At 61.6% G+C, this 15,936-nt stretch carries 13 protein-coding genes and 1 pseudogene; 6 read left to right on the forward strand and 8 right to left on the reverse strand.

Annotated elements, in window-relative coordinates:
• Positions 1-109 precede the first annotated feature (109 nt).
• The 3 genes from DXT77_RS14285 to DXT77_RS14295 all read left to right on the forward strand — a co-directional run bounded on the left by DXT77_RS14285 (position 110) and on the right by DXT77_RS14295 (position 2,804).
• Positions 110-475: a DUF6124 family protein gene (locus DXT77_RS14285; protein WP_119428064.1), complete on the forward strand. Its 366-nt coding sequence runs from the start codon at positions 110-112 to the stop codon at positions 473-475.
• Positions 476-710: 235 nt separating this feature from the next.
• Positions 711-1,298, forward strand: coding sequence for a ribosomal protein S5-alanine N-acetyltransferase (gene rimJ, locus DXT77_RS14290; protein ID WP_119428065.1), 588 nt, complete (start codon positions 711-713; stop codon positions 1,296-1,298).
• Between the two features lie 30 nt (positions 1,299-1,328).
• Positions 1,329-2,804 (forward strand): ArnT family glycosyltransferase, encoded by a 1,476-nt coding sequence (locus tag DXT77_RS14295; RefSeq protein ID WP_372238677.1) that lies wholly within the window; start codon positions 1,329-1,331, stop codon positions 2,802-2,804.
• 64 nt (positions 2,805-2,868) lie between these two features.
• On the opposite strand, the gene DXT77_RS14300 is transcribed toward DXT77_RS14295, so the two are convergent.
• Together DXT77_RS14300 and DXT77_RS14305 are read right to left on the reverse strand one after the other, a co-directional pair.
• Positions 2,869-3,690 carry a phosphatase PAP2 family protein gene (locus DXT77_RS14300; protein WP_119428066.1) on the reverse strand — a complete coding sequence of 274 codons (822 nt, stop codon included), beginning with the start codon at positions 3,688-3,690 and terminating at the stop codon, positions 2,869-2,871.
• Complete coding sequence (locus DXT77_RS14305; protein ID WP_119428067.1) at positions 3,687-4,358, reverse strand: histidine phosphatase family protein; 672 nt, start codon at positions 4,356-4,358, stop codon at positions 3,687-3,689. The genes DXT77_RS14300 and DXT77_RS14305 overlap by 4 nt, the downstream gene beginning before the upstream one ends.
• Positions 4,359-4,747: 389 nt before the next feature.
• On the opposite strand from DXT77_RS14305, the pseudogene DXT77_RS30395 reads away from it, so the two are divergent.
• The 3 genes and pseudogenes from DXT77_RS30395 to DXT77_RS14315 all read left to right on the forward strand — a co-directional run.
• A pseudogene (locus tag DXT77_RS30395) lies at positions 4,748-5,674 on the forward strand (methyl-accepting chemotaxis protein); the annotation flags it as partial.
• Between the two features lie 144 nt (positions 5,675-5,818).
• Positions 5,819-6,532, forward strand: coding sequence for a methyl-accepting chemotaxis protein (locus DXT77_RS30400; RefSeq protein ID WP_371850997.1), 714 nt, complete (start codon positions 5,819-5,821; stop codon positions 6,530-6,532).
• Between the two features lie 465 nt (positions 6,533-6,997).
• Positions 6,998-7,381, forward strand: coding sequence for a DUF6124 family protein (locus DXT77_RS14315; RefSeq protein ID WP_119428069.1), 384 nt, complete (start codon positions 6,998-7,000; stop codon positions 7,379-7,381).
• Between the two features lie 106 nt (positions 7,382-7,487).
• Here the strand turns inward: DXT77_RS14315 and DXT77_RS14320 are convergent, their stop codons facing one another.
• The 6 genes from DXT77_RS14320 to DXT77_RS14345 form a co-directional block, all read right to left on the reverse strand.
• A complete protein-coding gene (locus DXT77_RS14320; RefSeq protein WP_119428070.1) occupies positions 7,488-7,715 on the reverse strand; it encodes a TraY domain-containing protein in 228 nt (75 codons plus the stop codon).
• 92 nt (positions 7,716-7,807) lie between these two features.
• A complete protein-coding gene (locus tag DXT77_RS14325) occupies positions 7,808-9,181 on the reverse strand; it encodes a DUF1329 domain-containing protein (protein ID WP_119428071.1) in 1,374 nt (457 codons plus the stop codon).
• A 160-nt stretch (positions 9,182-9,341) separates the two neighbouring features.
• Entirely contained in the window at positions 9,342-11,300 is a 1,959-nt protein-coding gene (locus DXT77_RS14330) for a DUF1302 domain-containing protein (protein ID WP_119428072.1), read from the reverse strand.
• Positions 11,301-11,345: 45 nt separating this feature from the next.
• The gene (locus DXT77_RS14335) at positions 11,346-12,632 is read right to left on the reverse strand and encodes a phospholipase (RefSeq protein WP_119428073.1); all 1,287 of its coding nucleotides are present in this window, start codon (positions 12,630-12,632) and stop codon (positions 11,346-11,348) included.
• Positions 12,633-12,748: 116 nt separating this feature from the next.
• Positions 12,749-14,317, reverse strand: a complete 1,569-nt coding sequence (locus DXT77_RS14340; RefSeq protein ID WP_119428074.1) for an FGGY-family carbohydrate kinase — start codon at positions 14,315-14,317, stop codon at positions 12,749-12,751.
• 20 nt (positions 14,318-14,337) lie between these two features.
• The gene (locus DXT77_RS14345) at positions 14,338-15,933 is read right to left on the reverse strand and encodes a glycerol-3-phosphate dehydrogenase/oxidase (protein WP_119428075.1); all 1,596 of its coding nucleotides are present in this window, start codon (positions 15,931-15,933) and stop codon (positions 14,338-14,340) included.
• Positions 15,934-15,936: the final 3 nt, after the last annotated feature.

A 15,936-nucleotide genomic window follows, 5' to 3' on the forward strand; every position in this document is an offset into this window, starting at 1 on the left:
AGATGTGTATAAGAGACAGCACCCGGTTACCCTCCACCCCTCGCAACAAACAGGTGAACGGCACTACCCCGCCGAAGCGCAAGGATCACCCCTCACATGGAGTCCGGTCATGAAAAAAGACACCCCCGATCCATCCGAAAATCCCCCGGTTACCGAGTCCAGGACGATCTCGACTTCCGAACGGCCAATTACCGTTACCCGCAGGCGCAATTCCCGGCTTCTTCCGGTTGATCAGATCTTCAGCGTGCGTCCCGACGTCGACCTGGTCACTCTGTTGACCCACGCCAGCCAGAATCTCGCGGCACTCAATATGATGGCGCATGATCTGGTCCATCGACCGGATGAGGTGCAACGTGCGCGGATCGTTGCGATGCATCAGTTGGCGGGGTTGGCGGAGATGCTGGTCAGCAGCGCCCTGAGCAAGCTTGATCCATTGCAGCAGACGGCCGATTCGAAGCCGGTTATCTGCCACTGACCCTCTTGAAAGAGCCGAAATCAGGGGACCTGGCGTCTTGAACGACGGTGCAGCGAGATGAATTTTTCTTCACTGCCCCGCTTCCGCCAAAGCTGTAAAGTCCGCTCGCTCATTCAAGAAACTACGGTTCGCCCGCTCTCCTGCGGGCTTTTTTTCGCCCGGAATCTGGCGGCGATTTGTATTTTCCTGCCTGCCGGGCAATTCTGGCGATCAACACCGATCCCCGGAGCCCCCAATGCCGCTGTTGACCCTCCCCTGCCAACGCCTGACGCTCGCGGTGCTCGACCCGGAGCAGGCGTCTCTGGAAAGTGATTTCTACCAACGCAACCAGCGCCATCTCGCCCCGTGGTCACCGATCCGCACCACAGACTACTTCTCCACCGAACAGATTCGCCGACGCCTTGAAGTTCAGGCCAGCGCCTTCGAAGCTGGGCTGGCGGTGCACATGGCGCTGCTGACTCCCGACGGCCAGCAAATGATCGGCGCCTGCAATTTCAGCGGGATCATTCGTGGTGCGTTCCAGGCCTGTTATCTGGGTTATCACATCGATGCAGCCCATCAGGGCCAGGGTTTGATGCAGGAAGCGCTGGAGTCCGCCATCGCGTACATGTTCGAGGCCCAGAATCTGCACCGGATCATGGCCAACTACATTCCCGGCAATGAACGCAGTGCGCGGCTGCTTGAGCGCCTTGGGTTCGAGAAAGAAGGCTACGCCAAGGCCTACCTGAACATTGCCGGACGCTGGCAGGATCATGTGCTGACGGCACTGGTCAATCCGGGGTTTGAGGCGCCAGATCAGCGCTGGTCGCGACGACTCGCGTGAGTTTCACAATTTGTTAAGCATTGACGAAGTATGCTCACGCCTCTCGCCCCTTCCGGTTATCTGAAACCTATGTCGTCGCGTGCCGTCACTTCCCTGTTCCTGCTTGCCGCCCTGCTGTTTTTCTTCGCGTTGGGTAACCATCAATTGCAAGGCTCCACCGAGGCCCGCGTCGCCGGCATCGCCATGGAGATGCATCTGGACGATGACTGGGTGACGCCCCGTCTGTTCGGCGAACCGTTTCTGGAAAAACCACCGCTGAGTCTGTGGCTGGACGCCGGCGCCATGCGCGTGTTCGGTGTTTCGCCGTGGGCGGTGCGGCTGGCGTCGGCGGTGGCCGGCCTGCTCAGCGTGATGATTCTGTACGGCATGCTGCGGCGCTTCGGACGGCCGAAAGCGATTGCGTGGACCGCGGGAATCCTGCTGGCAACCATGGCCAGTTACTGGAGCAACGTGCGCGGGGTTGGCGAGGATGCGTTGCTCGCGCTCGGCGTGACCACGGCACTGCTGGCGTTTTTCCAGGCACAACGCGCTTCGACGCCGGGTAATTCGTTGCTGTTTATCGTCGGGATTGCCATCGCTACCCTGAGCAAAGGCGTGCTCGGTCTGGCGATGCCGGGGGTGGTGATTTTCGCTTACCTGCTGGCCGACAACCTGATGGACAAGCGCTTCAAACTGACCGAGTGGCTGCGGCCCGGTTTGCTGACCGCGCTCGGGCTGATTCCGCTGCTGATCTGGCTCGCGGTGCTCTATCAGCACGGCGGCGCCCAGGCCGTCAGAGAAGTCTTGCTGACCAACAGTGTCGGGCGCTTCAGCGGGTCGTTCGTCGAAGCCGGGCACTATGAGCCGTTCTACTACTACATCGCCAAACTGCCCGAAGCGTTCCTGCCGTGGAATATTCTGGTGTACCTGGGGCTGTGGCACTTCCGCAAACAATTGAAGGCCAATCGTTACCTGCTGTTTTTCAGCCTGTGGATCGTTGCGCAGTTCATCATGCTGACCCTGGCGTCGAGCAAGCGCACGGTGTACCTGATGTCGATGACGCCGGCAGCGGCAGTGATTGCGGCGGAATATGCGGGTGTACTGTTCGAGAGGTTGAAGGACCGTAACAGCGGGTTTGTCGGATGGATCGCCCGTCATCGTCAGGCATTGGCGGCCGGTATCCTGACGGTGGTGATCGCCAGCTACCTCGGTGCCGCACAATGGGCACTGCCGAAGGCGGACAAGGAATTGTCGTTCCTGCCACTGACCGAACATATCCAGAGCCTGCAAGCCAGCGGCCATCAGGTCGCGCTGTTCCAGGCCAACGAACGGGTCGGCGGTGCCAGCGTGTTCTACACCCAGAGCGTCCTCAAGGGCCTGGATACCGATGCGCAACTGAAGGATTACCTCAGTGCCTCGCCTTCGAACATCGCGGTGATGTCGGGCGACAGCGAGCCCGCCGCCCCGTTGAAAGTACTCAAGACCATGATGGTCGGGCGCCAGGCGTACTACTTCGTAGGCTACTGATACAGCGATGCACAAACGAAAAACCCGCCAGTGATGGCGGGTTTTTCATTTCAATGGCGATACTTCAGAGAGCAGCCTCAGGCTGCGCACCGAATACCTGTCGCTCACGCTTGCTCAATACCGGCAGTTCCAGACGAGCCCGGCCATAAAACGCCAGCGCCGTCAGCAGACACGCCAGCCATACGAAGATACCGGCCCAGAACGTGTGGGACATGTAGTGCCAGCCCTGCAGGACGCGTGTGGTGCCGTAGACGAAACCGAGCAGCAGCGAGCCCCACAACAAGGCGCTGGAGAAGCGCCACTGATAACGACGCGCGACAAAATACAGCGCCAGCATGGTGAAGCCGCCGGAAGCGTGTCCGCCCGGCCAGCAGCGACCGTCACCGGCCTCATGGAACAGCTGGAAATTGTTGTACCACTCGATGTGCGCCATCTTGCCGCCGTACAGCGTCGTCTCGATCGGGCAGTAAACGCTGGTATGGGCCTTGAGGAAGTGAATCACGCCGGTACACACCGCGAACGCCACCACCACAAACAGAAAATCCCGGCGATGGTCAGCGGCAAAGCGCAGCACAGGCGCCACTTTGCAGCGCTCAAGAAACCCGGCGAAGCCCGGGCGTTTCTGCGGAATGACCAGCGGCCAGACCACCGACAGCATCGCACCGACCAAGGCAATTTCAGCAGTCCAGTTCGGAATGATCCGCGCCCACTTGTGGGTCAGCTTTTCAAAGAAGTGAATCTTGTCGAGGGGGAAGGTATTGGTCAGCGGATCGAACAGCAGATTACTGAAGGCAATGTCGATGTTCGTCATGTCGAACATCAGAAACACCACAGCAGCACAAAACAGCGGGATACCGAAGTTGTAAGCGTAAAAGCGAGCACTCATCGGGTGGACACCGTGCGCCAGTCGGAGGCTTCGATGAAGCCGAGCATTTTTGGAGCCGCCGGGTTGGCCGCGGAAACGAACAGCGAGGATCCATAACCGAGGGTCGAGGCCGGCACCTTGAGGTCTTTTTCCAGCTGCGCCATGCATTCGCTGTGGGTGACCAGGATCAGGTTTCGCCCCGGGATCTTGTGCGCGAGCGCATCCTGCAACATGCGCCCCTTGCAACTGATCAGCCAGTCTTCACCGGCCGTCGCGTGGTTGAACATGTAACCGGCGGTCTGCACGGTGCGGGTCATCGGGCTGTTGTAGATGTCGGCATGGTTCAGGCCCAGATGTTCGAACTGTGCGCCGACGGCGACCGCGACACTGCGCGAACGGTCGGTGATGCCGTCATTGCCGCTCAGGCATGGCGCCGGGGAGTGATCGCAGCGCTCGACATGACGCACCAGCACGATCATGTCGCCCTTGGCCCAACCGGCCGCCAACGCCTGCGCGCCGGCCACATTGCCGTGGGCCAGATCAGGCACCGCCGCCGGGGCGAGCAGCCACAGGGTCAATGGCACCACCAGCGCCAAGGTCGCCAGGACAACCCCGGCGTTCCGAAAACGGGCCAAACCGCTCAGGTCGATCGAGCGTTTGACGCCGAACAGACTCAGTCTCAATTCCACAAAAATCCGCCTCGCCAGCTCGCAGCACTGTCATTTGATCCGGCGAAGGTACAGAGGCCCCCGTGGGCAGCCAGTGAAAGTCATGTGAAAAAAGTCTTGGGATCCCTTGTTACAAATTCCGTCGGACAAAATCCTTTCAGCTCTCGGATTTGCGGCCGATACAGTCCTGCTAACACCCTTGCTGGCTCAAAAAAACAACAATCTTCCAGCCTGACCGACGATCAAGACGCACAACGTTTTCTGGAGGAATTGTGATGAATAGCTGGTTCGGCAACATCAGCGTGAACCTCAAACTGGGGCTGGGTTTCGGTCTCGTCCTGGCCCTGACCTGCATCCTGGCGCTCACCGGCTGGACCAGCCTCGGCGGCCTGATTGACCGCAGCAACTGGATGAGCGACATCACCCAGCTGAACGCCGGCCTGACCAAGCTGCGCGTGGTGCGCCTGCAATACATGCTGACCAATGGCGATGAAACCGCCGCGCAGAACGTGCAGACCACCCTCGACGGTTTCGCCGCGCAACAGCAGGCGCTGCTGGGCAAGTTCAAGAGCCCGGAAAACGTCAAACTGCTCAAGGAGCAGGCCGCGACCATCGCCGAGTACCAGACCTCCCTGAACAAGATGCGCAACGCCTACCGCACCGGCAACACGGCGCGCGACACCATGGCCGCCAATGCCGAGACCGCTTACAACTTGATCGAATCGATCAGCAACCGCGTGCGGCAGATGGCGATGAGCGAGGAGCGCTTCGAGCAATTCCAGGCCATCACCGAAGCCAAGGAAGCGTTCATCCTGGCCCGCTACGAAGTGCGCGGCTACACCGCCACCACCAATGCCGATACCGAGCAGAAAGCCGTCGGCCAACTGGATGTCGCCATCGCCAGCCTGAAACAGTTGAGCGTGCATTTCTCCAGCACCCAGCAAGACACCCTGCGTCAGCTGGAAACCGCGCTGACCAACTACCGCAGTGCCTTGCAGGCGTTCAAGAACGCCAACAGCGAAGCCGTGCAGGCCCGCAAGGAAATGACCGATCAGGGCGCCAACATCGTGACCCTGAGCGAGCAGATGTATCAGATCCAGCTCGACCGTCGTGACATGGAAAGTGCCCAGGCCCGCACCCTGCAACTGATCAGCACGCTGCTGGCGTTGCTGGTGGGCGTCATTGCGGCGTTCATCATTACCCGCCAGATCACCCGTCCGCTGCAGGAAACCATGGCCGTGGTCGAGCGCATCGCCAGCGGCGACCTGAGCCAGAACGTGGTCGTGACCCGTCGCGACGAACTCGGCGTGCTGCAACAAGGCATTGCGCGCATGGGCGTGACCCTGCGTGACCTGATCAGCGGCATCCGCGATGGTGTGACCCAGATCGCCAGCGCCGCCGAAGAGCTGTCGGCCGTGACCGAACAGACCAGCGCCGGCGTGAACAGCCAGAAGGTCGAGACCGATCAAGTCGCCACCGCCATGCACGAGATGACCGCCACCGTGCAGGAAGTCGCGCGCAACGCCGAAGAAGCCTCGCAAGCCGCAGCCGCCGCTGACGGCGAAGCCCGCGAAGGCGACAAAGTGGTGAACGAAGCCATCGCCCAGATCGAGCGTCTGGCAAGCGAAGTGGTGCGTTCCACCGAAGCCATGAGCGTGCTGCAACAGGAAAGCGACAAGATCGGCAGCGTCATGGACGTGATCAAGGCCGTGGCCGAACAGACCAACCTGCTGGCCCTCAACGCCGCCATCGAAGCCGCCCGTGCCGGTGAAGCCGGTCGCGGTTTTGCCGTGGTCGCCGACGAAGTCCGTGGCCTGGCCCAGCGCACGCAGAAATCCACCGAGGAAATCGAAGGCCTGGTGGCCGGTCTGCAGAACGGCACGCAGCAGGTTTCCGCCGTGATGAACAACAGTCGCGCCCTGACAGACAGCAGCGTGGCCCTGACCCGCAAGGCCGGCGACTCCCTGGAAAACATCACCCGCACGGTGTCGAACATCCAGTCGATGAACCAGCAGATCGCCGCAGCCGCCGAACAGCAAAGCGCCGTGGCCGAAGAAATCAGCCGCAGCATCATCAACGTCCGTGACGTGTCGGAGCAGACGGCAGCGGCGAGCGATGAGACCGCCAAGTCGAGTGTTGAACTGGCGCGACTGGGTGGGCAGTTGCAGCAGATGGTGAGCCATTTCCGCGTGTAAACCCTGCACACGAAAGCCGATGTACAAAGAAGGGCAGCTGAAAAGCTGCCCTACTTTTTTGCCCTGAAATTGCCATGTTCAGGAATTGGATGACACGCTCTGAAACGCAATTACACACGGTTGGTCAGTGGTGTTTAAGGACACGCCGTGATACGTCCCGAAGCCCACAAAACCTTGCGCCGTTGCCTACGGCTACGCCAGAATCCGCCGGCTTGTGCGCCTTGGGCTGGCTGCGTAATTTGATTGCGTCACTGATTTCCAGTGATCGAGCTTAGCGGCTCGGTTGTATCCTCGGTTGCACAAGTACGATCCAGTCAGGCACTCGCCTGCACTTGATGGTGGCTGTGCGCATGGCATCTTCGGATGCACCGGGTTTGGATGCTTACCGGTCCGCTAACTTGCGCACAGCTGCCTCCCTTTTGCTTAGCGGCGAAATGGATGCAGCCTCATAAAAGGTAAACATCCATGTTCAAGGTAACGCCAAACCCACCCCTCACCGAACCCACAACCCTCCCGGATCCGGCATCCCCCTACGAATGCCCCGGCTCGAAACGCTTCAACGAAGCCGCCGAACGCGCCCTCGATTATCACCTGGGCCCACTCAGCGCCCACATCATGGCTGCGCCCTACAAACCCAACACCCTCTATCAGGCTCACCCCGAAGCCGACACCAAATCCCTGCTGGTAGACGCCAGCGAATCCCTCGGCTCCGCCACCGTCATGCTCAATAATCATGTGGCACTGGTCGAGGGCAGCCACCGCAAGACCCTGCAAGGCATCGCCCAGATCGTGATGATCGCCGAAATGGCCGTTAACCGTGCGCTGGACAAGGTCGTGCCGAGGGATTGATGCGGGATGTGGCGAGTGCGGTGCACTCGCCTTTTTTGCACCCTATAAAGAGCCCGCCGCCACACAAGTCTTGGTGTGGCGGCGGGCTTTTTGTGAGCGGTGTTTATCAGCCGCTGAGGTTTTCTGAACGTGATGGCAGATCGAGTTCGACACCACCCATGGCGCCAAATCGATTGTGTATCCGAGTACCTAACCCGCCGGCTTGATCAACGTAAGCCAACGCGTTCTCCAGAATCTGCTGCGCTTCGTCTTCCATGGAATGGCCGTTTTGGGCGGCAGCGATACGCAGTAGCTCTGTCATCTGCTCATCGAGTCGAATAGTGATGCTGGTCATAAGGCTTCCTTCAATCCGTGAAATGAGTGATTGCAGACTAACAAACCAACTCGAAAACCTCTGCCTGCTCTTTAGAAGAAACGGATTACAGCTTACCGAGTCCCCCGCTGCCGCAACGCCGACGGCATGAAATACGCGTCCTCCGGCATCGGTTGCGAGAAGTCGACGGTGGAGGCCTCTTCGTTATCCAGGTTCTGCACGTAGTAACGCCGGGCCTGCAAGTCGTGGAAGACGTCGAGTGCGCTCCAGGTGGTGGGCAGGTCGTAGAAGTTTTTCAGGTAGGCCATCGACACGCGCCACAACTCCCCGCGCCCGTCATACTGATCCACCAGTGCGGCGCCCCAGCTGTCTTCGTCGAGGAACAGCACTCGCTTGGAATAGACATGCCGCGCGCCCGGCTTGAGTGTGCCTTCCACCACCCAGACCCGGTGCAGTTCGTAGCGGGTGTATTGCGGGTTGAGGTGGCCGGGAGTGAGCAGCTGGGCATATTTCACGTCAGGGCTGCCGACTTTGTAGTTGTTGTAGGGGATGTAAATTTCCTGTTTGCCCTTGAGCTTCCAGTCGAAGCGATCCGGCGAGCCGTTGAACAGGTCGGTGTCGTCTGCGGTGCGCAGGCCATCGGAGGAAGCGATCGGCGTGTCGTAGGCGAGGTTCGGCGCGCGACGCACGCGGCGTTGGCCGGCGTCGTAGATCCAGGCCTGGCGCGGGTCCTTGAGTTGATCCAGCGTCTCGTGAACCAGTGCGGCACCGCCCGCGAGGCGCGCCGGGCTTTTCACGAAGGCGAGGTAGTAGAACAGGACGTTTTTCAGGTCGGCGAACTGGCCGCCCGGGCGGTAGTAGTTGAAGAAGCCTTCCTGCTGCGAGGTCACCAGCGCGAAGCTGCCGTTGCGCTGTACCGGTGCTTCGGAAGCGCGACGAACGACGTAGATGCCGCGATAGCGAGTGATGTGGTTCCACAGCACTTCGACCCCGTCCTTGGGCACCGGAAACGGCACGCCGCCATAGGCATCGGCGAATCCGCTGCCGCCCTCCAGCAGTTTGGCCGAGGTCGCATTTTTCAGGGTGTTGTCATACAGCCACTGCGGCGCGGAACCGGATCGACGCGAGGGATAGACCGGCATCTGGAAGGTGTCGGGGTAGCTGTTGAACAGGGCGATCTGGCCCGGTGTGAGATGCGCCTTGTACTGGTCGAGATTGGCCTTGGTGATGATGAACAGCGGTTTGTCCGCCGCGTAGGGATCGGGGTGATGCTGACCGGGTTTGAAGCCCGCCGGGGCCTGGGTGATGCCGCCGGTCCAGGCCGGAATGGTGCCGGCCGCGTTGCCGGCGCGCTCGGCGCCCATCGGGGTGAGCGAGGTTTTCAGTTGTTCGGCTTGCTGGGGCGAGATAGCGGCCAGTGCACTGCCGGTGGCCAGGCCGAGGACGAGCGCCAGCGTGGTTTTGGTCAATCGTGAAGCTTGAAACATGATCGTTCTCCGAAATAAAACCAGGTCTGCATAACCAGTGAATCCCCTGTGGGAGCCAGCCTGCTGGCGATGGCGGTGAGTCAGGCAACACAACTTCTGGATGTGCCGTCCTCATCGCGAGCAGGCTCGCTCCCACAGGGGGACACCGGTGTTCTGGATATCAAAGGAAATACTTGAGGTTGAACCCGACGTTGTCACGGTCGCGAATGCCGTTGTTCTGCCCGCCGCCCCAGAACTCGGTGTACTGCAGTTCGGCTTCGAGCTTGTTCTGGTAGTTGGCCTTGACCCCCAGCGTGTAGGCCTTGCGCCCGTCGATGGCATTGCCGGCCTGATAGCTGTTGCCCTTGAAGTCGTCCTTGTAGACGACGTAGGGCGAGACGTTGATCCCGGCGTACACGTCGTTCCAGGTGCCGTTGAACATCACCGTGTAGCTGTAGGAATTGCGGTTGACCTGATCGTCACGATCACCGCCGGACACGTACGAAGTGTTGCCGGTGCCGGCGTAGTAACGGTTGCTGCCGTCGTAGGCGGTGTATTGCAGGCTGCTGCCGCGCAGGTGCTCGGAGGCCAGTTCGAAGATGCCGAACATCGAGTCGAACGACAGGGTCGGGCCGAAGTTGTAGATACTGCCCAGCGAGGTGTTGAACGCTTCCACCCGCTCGGCGTTGTTGATCTGGCTGTCGAGGGTGACCATTTGCCCGCCGACGTTGATGGCCTTGCCGGACACCGCCGCCGCAGCGCCATTGGCCAGATCGCCGATCAAGTCGTTGGTGGCGGCGATGCCGATGGGCAGGTTCGGCCGATAGGCCAGTTCACCGAACACTGAGGCATTGCCCAGGGTGGTGTTGAAACTGAAGCCGTACATGCGGATGTCTTCGGCATAGCGCCGATGGGCCTGGATGTTGCCCATCACATCGGCGGTCGCCAGCCCGTTGGCGAGAGCCCCGGCCTGACTGCCGGCGACGCTGGAGAGCATGTTGGTCAGGGCATTCATGTCGATGCCCTTGTAACCGCCGAGGTCGGCAGCGATGGTCGGCTCCTTGGCGTGGTAGTTGACCATGTACAGGCCGAACTCGGTGCTGTTGAGTTCTTCGGCGATGTAGCGAAAGGCAAAGCCGAACTGGCCGTCGTTGCGCGCGTTGTAGTCCTTGCCGATGGTCGCCACTTTCAGGGTGTTGCCATAGGCCGGAGTCACACCGTTGGCGTAGAGACCGGTGGATTTCAGCGCCGGCCCCAGCAGCGGGTTGTTGCCCAGTGCGCTGTACAGCCCGATGACGTTGCCGAAGCCCGGCACCGGCGTGTCGAGGGCGGTGCCGCTGAAGTTGTTGTAGGCGGTGTTGCCACCATCGGCGAACAGGTCGGTCTGCGAGTAGAAGGTGCCGACCGGGTCGATGCGGGTTTCTTTCCAGTTGGTCTGGTAGAAGCTCTCCATGGTCAGGCTGTCGGTCAGGCCGATGTTGAAGCTGACCGCCTCCACCGGCATCAGCACTTCCTTGACCTCGGCGCCGGGCAAGCGGTACTTGGCGGCGTCCACCGGGTTGGTGGTGTTGATCCCGCCGCGATAGAAAATTCCCTCGCCCCAGTTGAACACCTGACGCCCGACCCGTGCCGTCACCGGCATTTGCGCGACGTCCCAGCTGCCATGGACGTAGGCGTCGAGCATCTCGATCCGGCTGCCCGCGATGTCGCGGGTCTGGCCAGTGAAACGGTCGTCCTGGGGATAACTCTGGCTCGGCTGCGACGGGCTGTTGTTGTGGTAGTAGTCGTTGCGCTTGTCCATCAACTGGGTGTCGTAGAACGCCGTGCCGCGCAGGAACATCCCGTAGTTCTGGTAGTTGGCCTCCAGCTCCGAGGTGATCTTGTACACCTCGGAAACCAGCCCGGTGTCGAAGTTGCGATTGCCGTCGTTGGTGTTGACGTCATCGTTGTTCTTGTCCCGGCCCTGAACCCGCCACAAGCGGCCATAGGACAGGGTCGTGTCGAGCGAGCCGGTGACCTGATTGTCCAGCACGCTGAACTCGGCAGCCTGCACCGCGTCGACTGCGCAGAGTTGCAGCAGCCCTGCCAAACCGACACCGGGGAGCGCTACGCCAGACAGGCGCAATCGAGTGTTGATCATCTGTTCCTCCTTCCCTGTTCTTATTGTTGTGTGTTGCCGCGATGCTCAGGGCGCCAGTCCCGCGCTGACATAAATCCGGCTGTGGGCGCCGAAATGGCCGAGCAATCTGAGCAGTTGCCGATTCAGTTCCGGATGCTCGAAGTTCTCTAGCTGCAACTGATTGCCGGCACTGAAATCGCTGGTGACCGGCGCCGTTTCCAGCCATTGGCCGATGGCTTCATCGAAGGCGGCAGAGTCGTCGACGGACTCGGCACTCACCACTTCGCGCAAATAGTCCACGGAGTACGGCGGGTAATGCGCGTCCCCGGCGGCATCGGCGTAAGCGTCAAGCATCGGATGCGGCTGACCGGCGCGCAGCACGCGCCGCAGCCAGGTCGACTGGTACTTCTCGACTTCCATGTGGCGGGTCGCGACCCGTTCGATGGACGCCTGTTTGTCCTGCGCAAAACCGGCCAGCGCCTTGCCCTCCAGCAGCAGGAGGCTCGGCAGTTCGACGCCGGGCAATGGCTTGGCGTGATACGGCTGGGTCAGGTCCTGAACGTGGTGCAGGCCCCAACCGAGAAAGCGATACCCCCAATAAGAATGCCCCGTGGCAAACGCGAGTCGCGCCAGCCCCATGTACTGATATGCGCGCCAGTCCGGCCAGCTGCGCTCGAGAAATCCGGCAGCCGCATACACCACCGGGCTCTCATGGAAGAAGCCCATGTGAAACGGCGCCTGGGAGCTGTACTGGAAGCGTGCATCGCCAAACGGCTGCGGGCCGAAGCCGTACGACGCGGCGACTTCGCCGGGGTTGTCGCTGAACAGATTGATGTCGTGGCCGTAGTCCGGCTCATCGGCGGCGCTCGCCAGCACGGCCAGGGGCGCGACTTTTTCGTGATCGGCTATGCGAATGAAACGCTGGCGATTCCACGGCGAAAGCGTCTGCTCAACCATGACTTGATCGGCCTGCAGATGCTCGCGCTCGGGCAGGTCTTTGCCCGGCAATGGCTGAATGACCATCGCCAGATGAATCAGCGGATTGATCCGCAATGCAGTGAGGAAGTCGTGGCGCAGATTGTCGCTCGGCGCGCCAGGCAACTTGAGGTTGTCGGGGCGCGGCGGGTACTGCTTGAAGTGTTCGCGGGCGAAGCGTTCCTGCTCATCGAGCAACGCGACGATGGCCGGGTATTGCTCGGAGAGAAACCGCTCCAGCGGTTCGACCTCGACGGGCGACGCATCGCGCAACGCCGGCAAGTCCTGCAACGCCAGGTAGCTGCCCACCGTATGGTTCGACCAGCCCCACGCCGTCGGGGCCATTGCGCAAAGCAGCAGGAGGGAGATCAGCTTCATTGCTTCTGGTTCTTGTTATGTGTGCCGTGGGGATCGAGCCTAACAATCGACCCCGCCTCTGACACTGTCCGATCTCACCAGAAAAGTTCTCCGATAGCGCCACGTGCGCTGTTCATTCAGGCCGGGTAACCGGTGATCTTGCGGATGCTCTGGTACAACGGTTTGAGCTGCCGATACATGCGCAGATACACGTCCTTGTAAAGTCGTTCATAGACCTGCTGCGCCTCAGGCTGCGGCTGGAACACCGCGCCAACCCGGGTCATCGCCGCTATCGCCGTGGGGAAATCCGCGTGCAACCCAAGCCCCACCGCGCAGCAAATCGCTGCGCCCAGACCGGACGCTTCATAGACATGCGGACGCTCCGCTGGCAGGCCGAAAATGTTCGCCGTCAGTTGCATCGCCGCATCACTTTGCGAGCCGCCGCCAGCCACCCGCAGACGGGTGACCGAGATCTTCGAGCGCTTCTCGATTTTCTCCATGCCCTGACGCAGCGCATAGGCCAGGCCTTCGAGGATTGCCCGGTAGATATGCGCACGGGTGTGCACGTCGCCGAAGCCGATCATCGCGCCTTTGGCTTCCACGCCCGGTTCGCGAATCCCCGGCGACCAGTAGGGTTGCAGCATCAATCCCATCGACCCCGGGGGCACCGCCTCGACCAGCGCATCGAACAGCTGCTCGGGCTCGATGCCCTGCTCTTTGGCCTGCTGCATTTCCCGCAGGCCGAACTCGTTCTTGAACCAGCTGACCATCCAGTAGCCGCGATAAATCATCACCTCGCAGTTGTACTGATCCGGCACCGCCGACGGGTACGGCGGAATCAACGGGACGATTTCCAGATAGCGCGAGCGGGTGCTGGTGATCGTCGCCGTGGTGCCGTAGGACAGGCACACCGTGCCCGAGTCAACGACGCCAGAGCCGAGCACTTCACAAGCCTTGTCGGCGCCCGCCGCGATCAGCGGAATGCCCTCGGGAATGCCGGTGTGACGACTCGCTTCGGCGGTTATGTGGCCGAGGGTTTCACCGGGTTTGTGCAAGGTCGGCAGTTGCTCGGGACGCACTGCCAGCGCCTGCCACTTCCAGTCACGTGGTGCGGCCCAGCGCAGGCGTTTGAAGTCGAACGGCAGGTAACCGACGCAACAGCCCACCGAGTCGACGAAGCGCCCGCACAGGCGATGCGTGAGAAACCCCGAGAGCAAGAGAAACTTGTCGGTCGCCGCCCATACTTCGGGTTGATGACGGGCGATCCAGTTGGCCTCGGCCTGAGCGCGAAAGTAATCCACGGTGGCCTGCGCGCCGGCCAGTTTGAACAGCCAGCCCCACGGCCCCTTGATCCCGCCTTCGACTTCGCTCTGGCGCTGATCGAGCCAGAGAATCGCCGGGCGCAGCGGCTTGCCCTGAGCATCGACGTTGATCACCGTGCCACGCTGGGTGGTCAGGGAAACCCCGGCAATCTGCGAACGATCGATGCCGGTTTGCGCCCACACCTGTTGGCAGGCCTCGCCCAGTTTCGCCCAGTAATATTCCGGATCCTGTTCGGCCCAGCCCGGTTGCGTCGAGTAATAGGCCTGCAATTCAACCTTGCCCTTGCCGAGCAGATTGCCCTGCAAATCGAAGAGCAGCGCGCGCACGCTCTGGGTGCCATTGTCGATGGCCAGCAGGTAACGCTTGTTCGGGTGGTTGTCCATGGAGCTCTCTTCGAGGGGCATCACTGCGCAATATCCGGCAGGCCGTGATGGCGTTGCCATAACGCCTGGTAGCGTTGCTGTTCCTGTTGCCAGTGTTCGTCACTCCAGCCCAACCGTGGTTGGCAGAGTCGGCGAATGGCCGGGAAATAATCGGCGCCGCCATGGGGCAGCAACAGGCCGAGACGGGTTCGACGCAGCAGCAGGTCATCCAGGTGCAGGACCATCTCCGCTTCGCAGGCGAAGGCCAGTTCGGCCCACAAGGTGTCGGTGGCGCCGACCGTTTCATGGCCCAGTTCGGCGAGCCGTTGCGCCAGTCTCGGCAGGTCCCGGCCATGTCGCCCGGCCAGACGTCGCCACTGGCCGGGGCTGAGACCGGGGATCGCCAGTGGCGGCACGGCGGCAAACACCGGTGCCGCATCGTCATCGAAAGAACGGCCGAGCATGTCGGCGCACGCCTTGAGCACTTCGATGGCTTGCGGGCGGAACGTCGTGAGCTTGCCGCCGGCCAACGTGACGCAACCCGGCTCCTGCCACAGCACATGTTCACGGGTTTCGTTCGACGGTTTGTCCTGATGCTCACCCGCCGCACTGCCCACCACCGGGCGCACGCCGGACCAGGTTGAAAGCACGTCGGCCGCTGTCACTTCAGCGCCGGGAAACTGCTGTCGGCAGGCCGCCAGCAGATAGTCGAGTTCTTCACCGCTGATGCTCGCGCTCTGGTCCAGATTCTCGCGGTGATCGAGATCCGTGGTGCCGACCACCGTGGCGCCTTCCCACGGGAAAACGAACACCGGTCGCCGATCCTGCTCGTGCATAAACGTAAAGGCCTGAGCCACCGGCAAGCGCCAGCCCGGCAGCAGCAAATGACTGCCACGCAACGGGCGCAGCTGGCGGGGCGCCTCGGGTGGACGCAAGCGTTCGGCCCAGGCCCCGGTGGCCACCGCCAGCACGCCACATCGCAATTGCAGTGAGGCGCCGGCCTCACAGTCCTCGACCTGAACCCCGCACACCCGCCCGTTTTCCCGCAGCAGATGTTCGACACGCATGCCGTTGAGTACCACCGCGCCGTCGGCCCGTGCTTCGCTCAACACGCGCATCACCAGCCGCGCGTCATCGGTCAGCGCATCGACAAAACAGGTGCCGCCCAGCAGGTCATGTTCTTTCACGCCCGGCGCCAGATAACGCAGCTGCTGCGCGTCATGGAAACGATGGTCGCGGCGCCCGGCCAATGCGTCATAGACCGACAACAAACCACCCAGCACCCGAGGCCCGGGAAAGCCGCCGCGATAGTGCGGCATCATGAAACTCATCGGCTCCACCAAGCCCGGCGCTTCGTCGAGCAGACGCTGGCGTTCGCGCACGGAATCCCGGGTCAGGCGCCACTGGCCCTTGGCGATATAACGCAAACCGCCATGGACCATTTTCGAGGATCGACTGGACGTGCCCCAGGCGAAATCACGCTGCTCCAGCAACAGGCAACGCCAGCCACGGCGCGCGGCTTCGCGCAAGATGCCAGCGCCGCTGATACCGCCGCCAATCACGATCAAGTCCCAGGGTTCACCCGCCAACGTCGGCAGGACTTGCTGGCGCCAATCGGCGTTCCAGTCCGCGCTCATGGC

Origin of the sequence: Pseudomonas sp. 91RF, from assembly GCF_003576265.1 — a bacterium.
Classification (GTDB): Bacteria; Pseudomonadota; Gammaproteobacteria; order Pseudomonadales; family Pseudomonadaceae; genus Aquipseudomonas; species Aquipseudomonas kribbensis.

Excerpts from the sequence above, each read along its gene's own strand:
- DXT77_RS14315 (WP_119428069.1), top strand. The coding sequence starts at position 6,998 with ATGTTCAAGGTAACGCCAAACCCACCCCTCACCGAACCCACAACCCTC.
- DXT77_RS14325 (WP_119428071.1), bottom strand. The coding sequence starts at position 9,181 with ATGTTTCAAGCTTCACGATTGACCAAAACCACGCTGGCGCTCGTCCTC.
- DXT77_RS14320 (WP_119428070.1), bottom strand. The coding sequence starts at position 7,715 with ATGACCAGCATCACTATTCGACTCGATGAGCAGATGACAGAGCTACTG.
- DXT77_RS14335 (WP_119428073.1), bottom strand. The coding sequence starts at position 12,632 with ATGAAGCTGATCTCCCTCCTGCTGCTTTGCGCAATGGCCCCGACGGCG.
- DXT77_RS14285 (WP_119428064.1), top strand. The coding sequence starts at position 110 with ATGAAAAAAGACACCCCCGATCCATCCGAAAATCCCCCGGTTACCGAG.
- DXT77_RS14295 (WP_372238677.1), top strand. The coding sequence starts at position 1,329 with ATGCTCACGCCTCTCGCCCCTTCCGGTTATCTGAAACCTATGTCGTCG.
- DXT77_RS14330 (WP_119428072.1), bottom strand. The coding sequence starts at position 11,300 with ATGATCAACACTCGATTGCGCCTGTCTGGCGTAGCGCTCCCCGGTGTC.
- DXT77_RS30400 (WP_371850997.1), top strand. The coding sequence starts at position 5,819 with ATGCACGAGATGACCGCCACCGTGCAGGAAGTCGCGCGCAACGCCGAA.
- DXT77_RS14340 (WP_119428074.1), bottom strand. The coding sequence starts at position 14,317 with ATGGACAACCACCCGAACAAGCGTTACCTGCTGGCCATCGACAATGGC.
- DXT77_RS14300 (WP_119428066.1), bottom strand. The coding sequence starts at position 3,690 with ATGAGTGCTCGCTTTTACGCTTACAACTTCGGTATCCCGCTGTTTTGT.
- rimJ (WP_119428065.1), top strand. The coding sequence starts at position 711 with ATGCCGCTGTTGACCCTCCCCTGCCAACGCCTGACGCTCGCGGTGCTC.
- DXT77_RS14345 (WP_119428075.1), bottom strand. The coding sequence starts at position 15,933 with ATGAGCGCGGACTGGAACGCCGATTGGCGCCAGCAAGTCCTGCCGACG.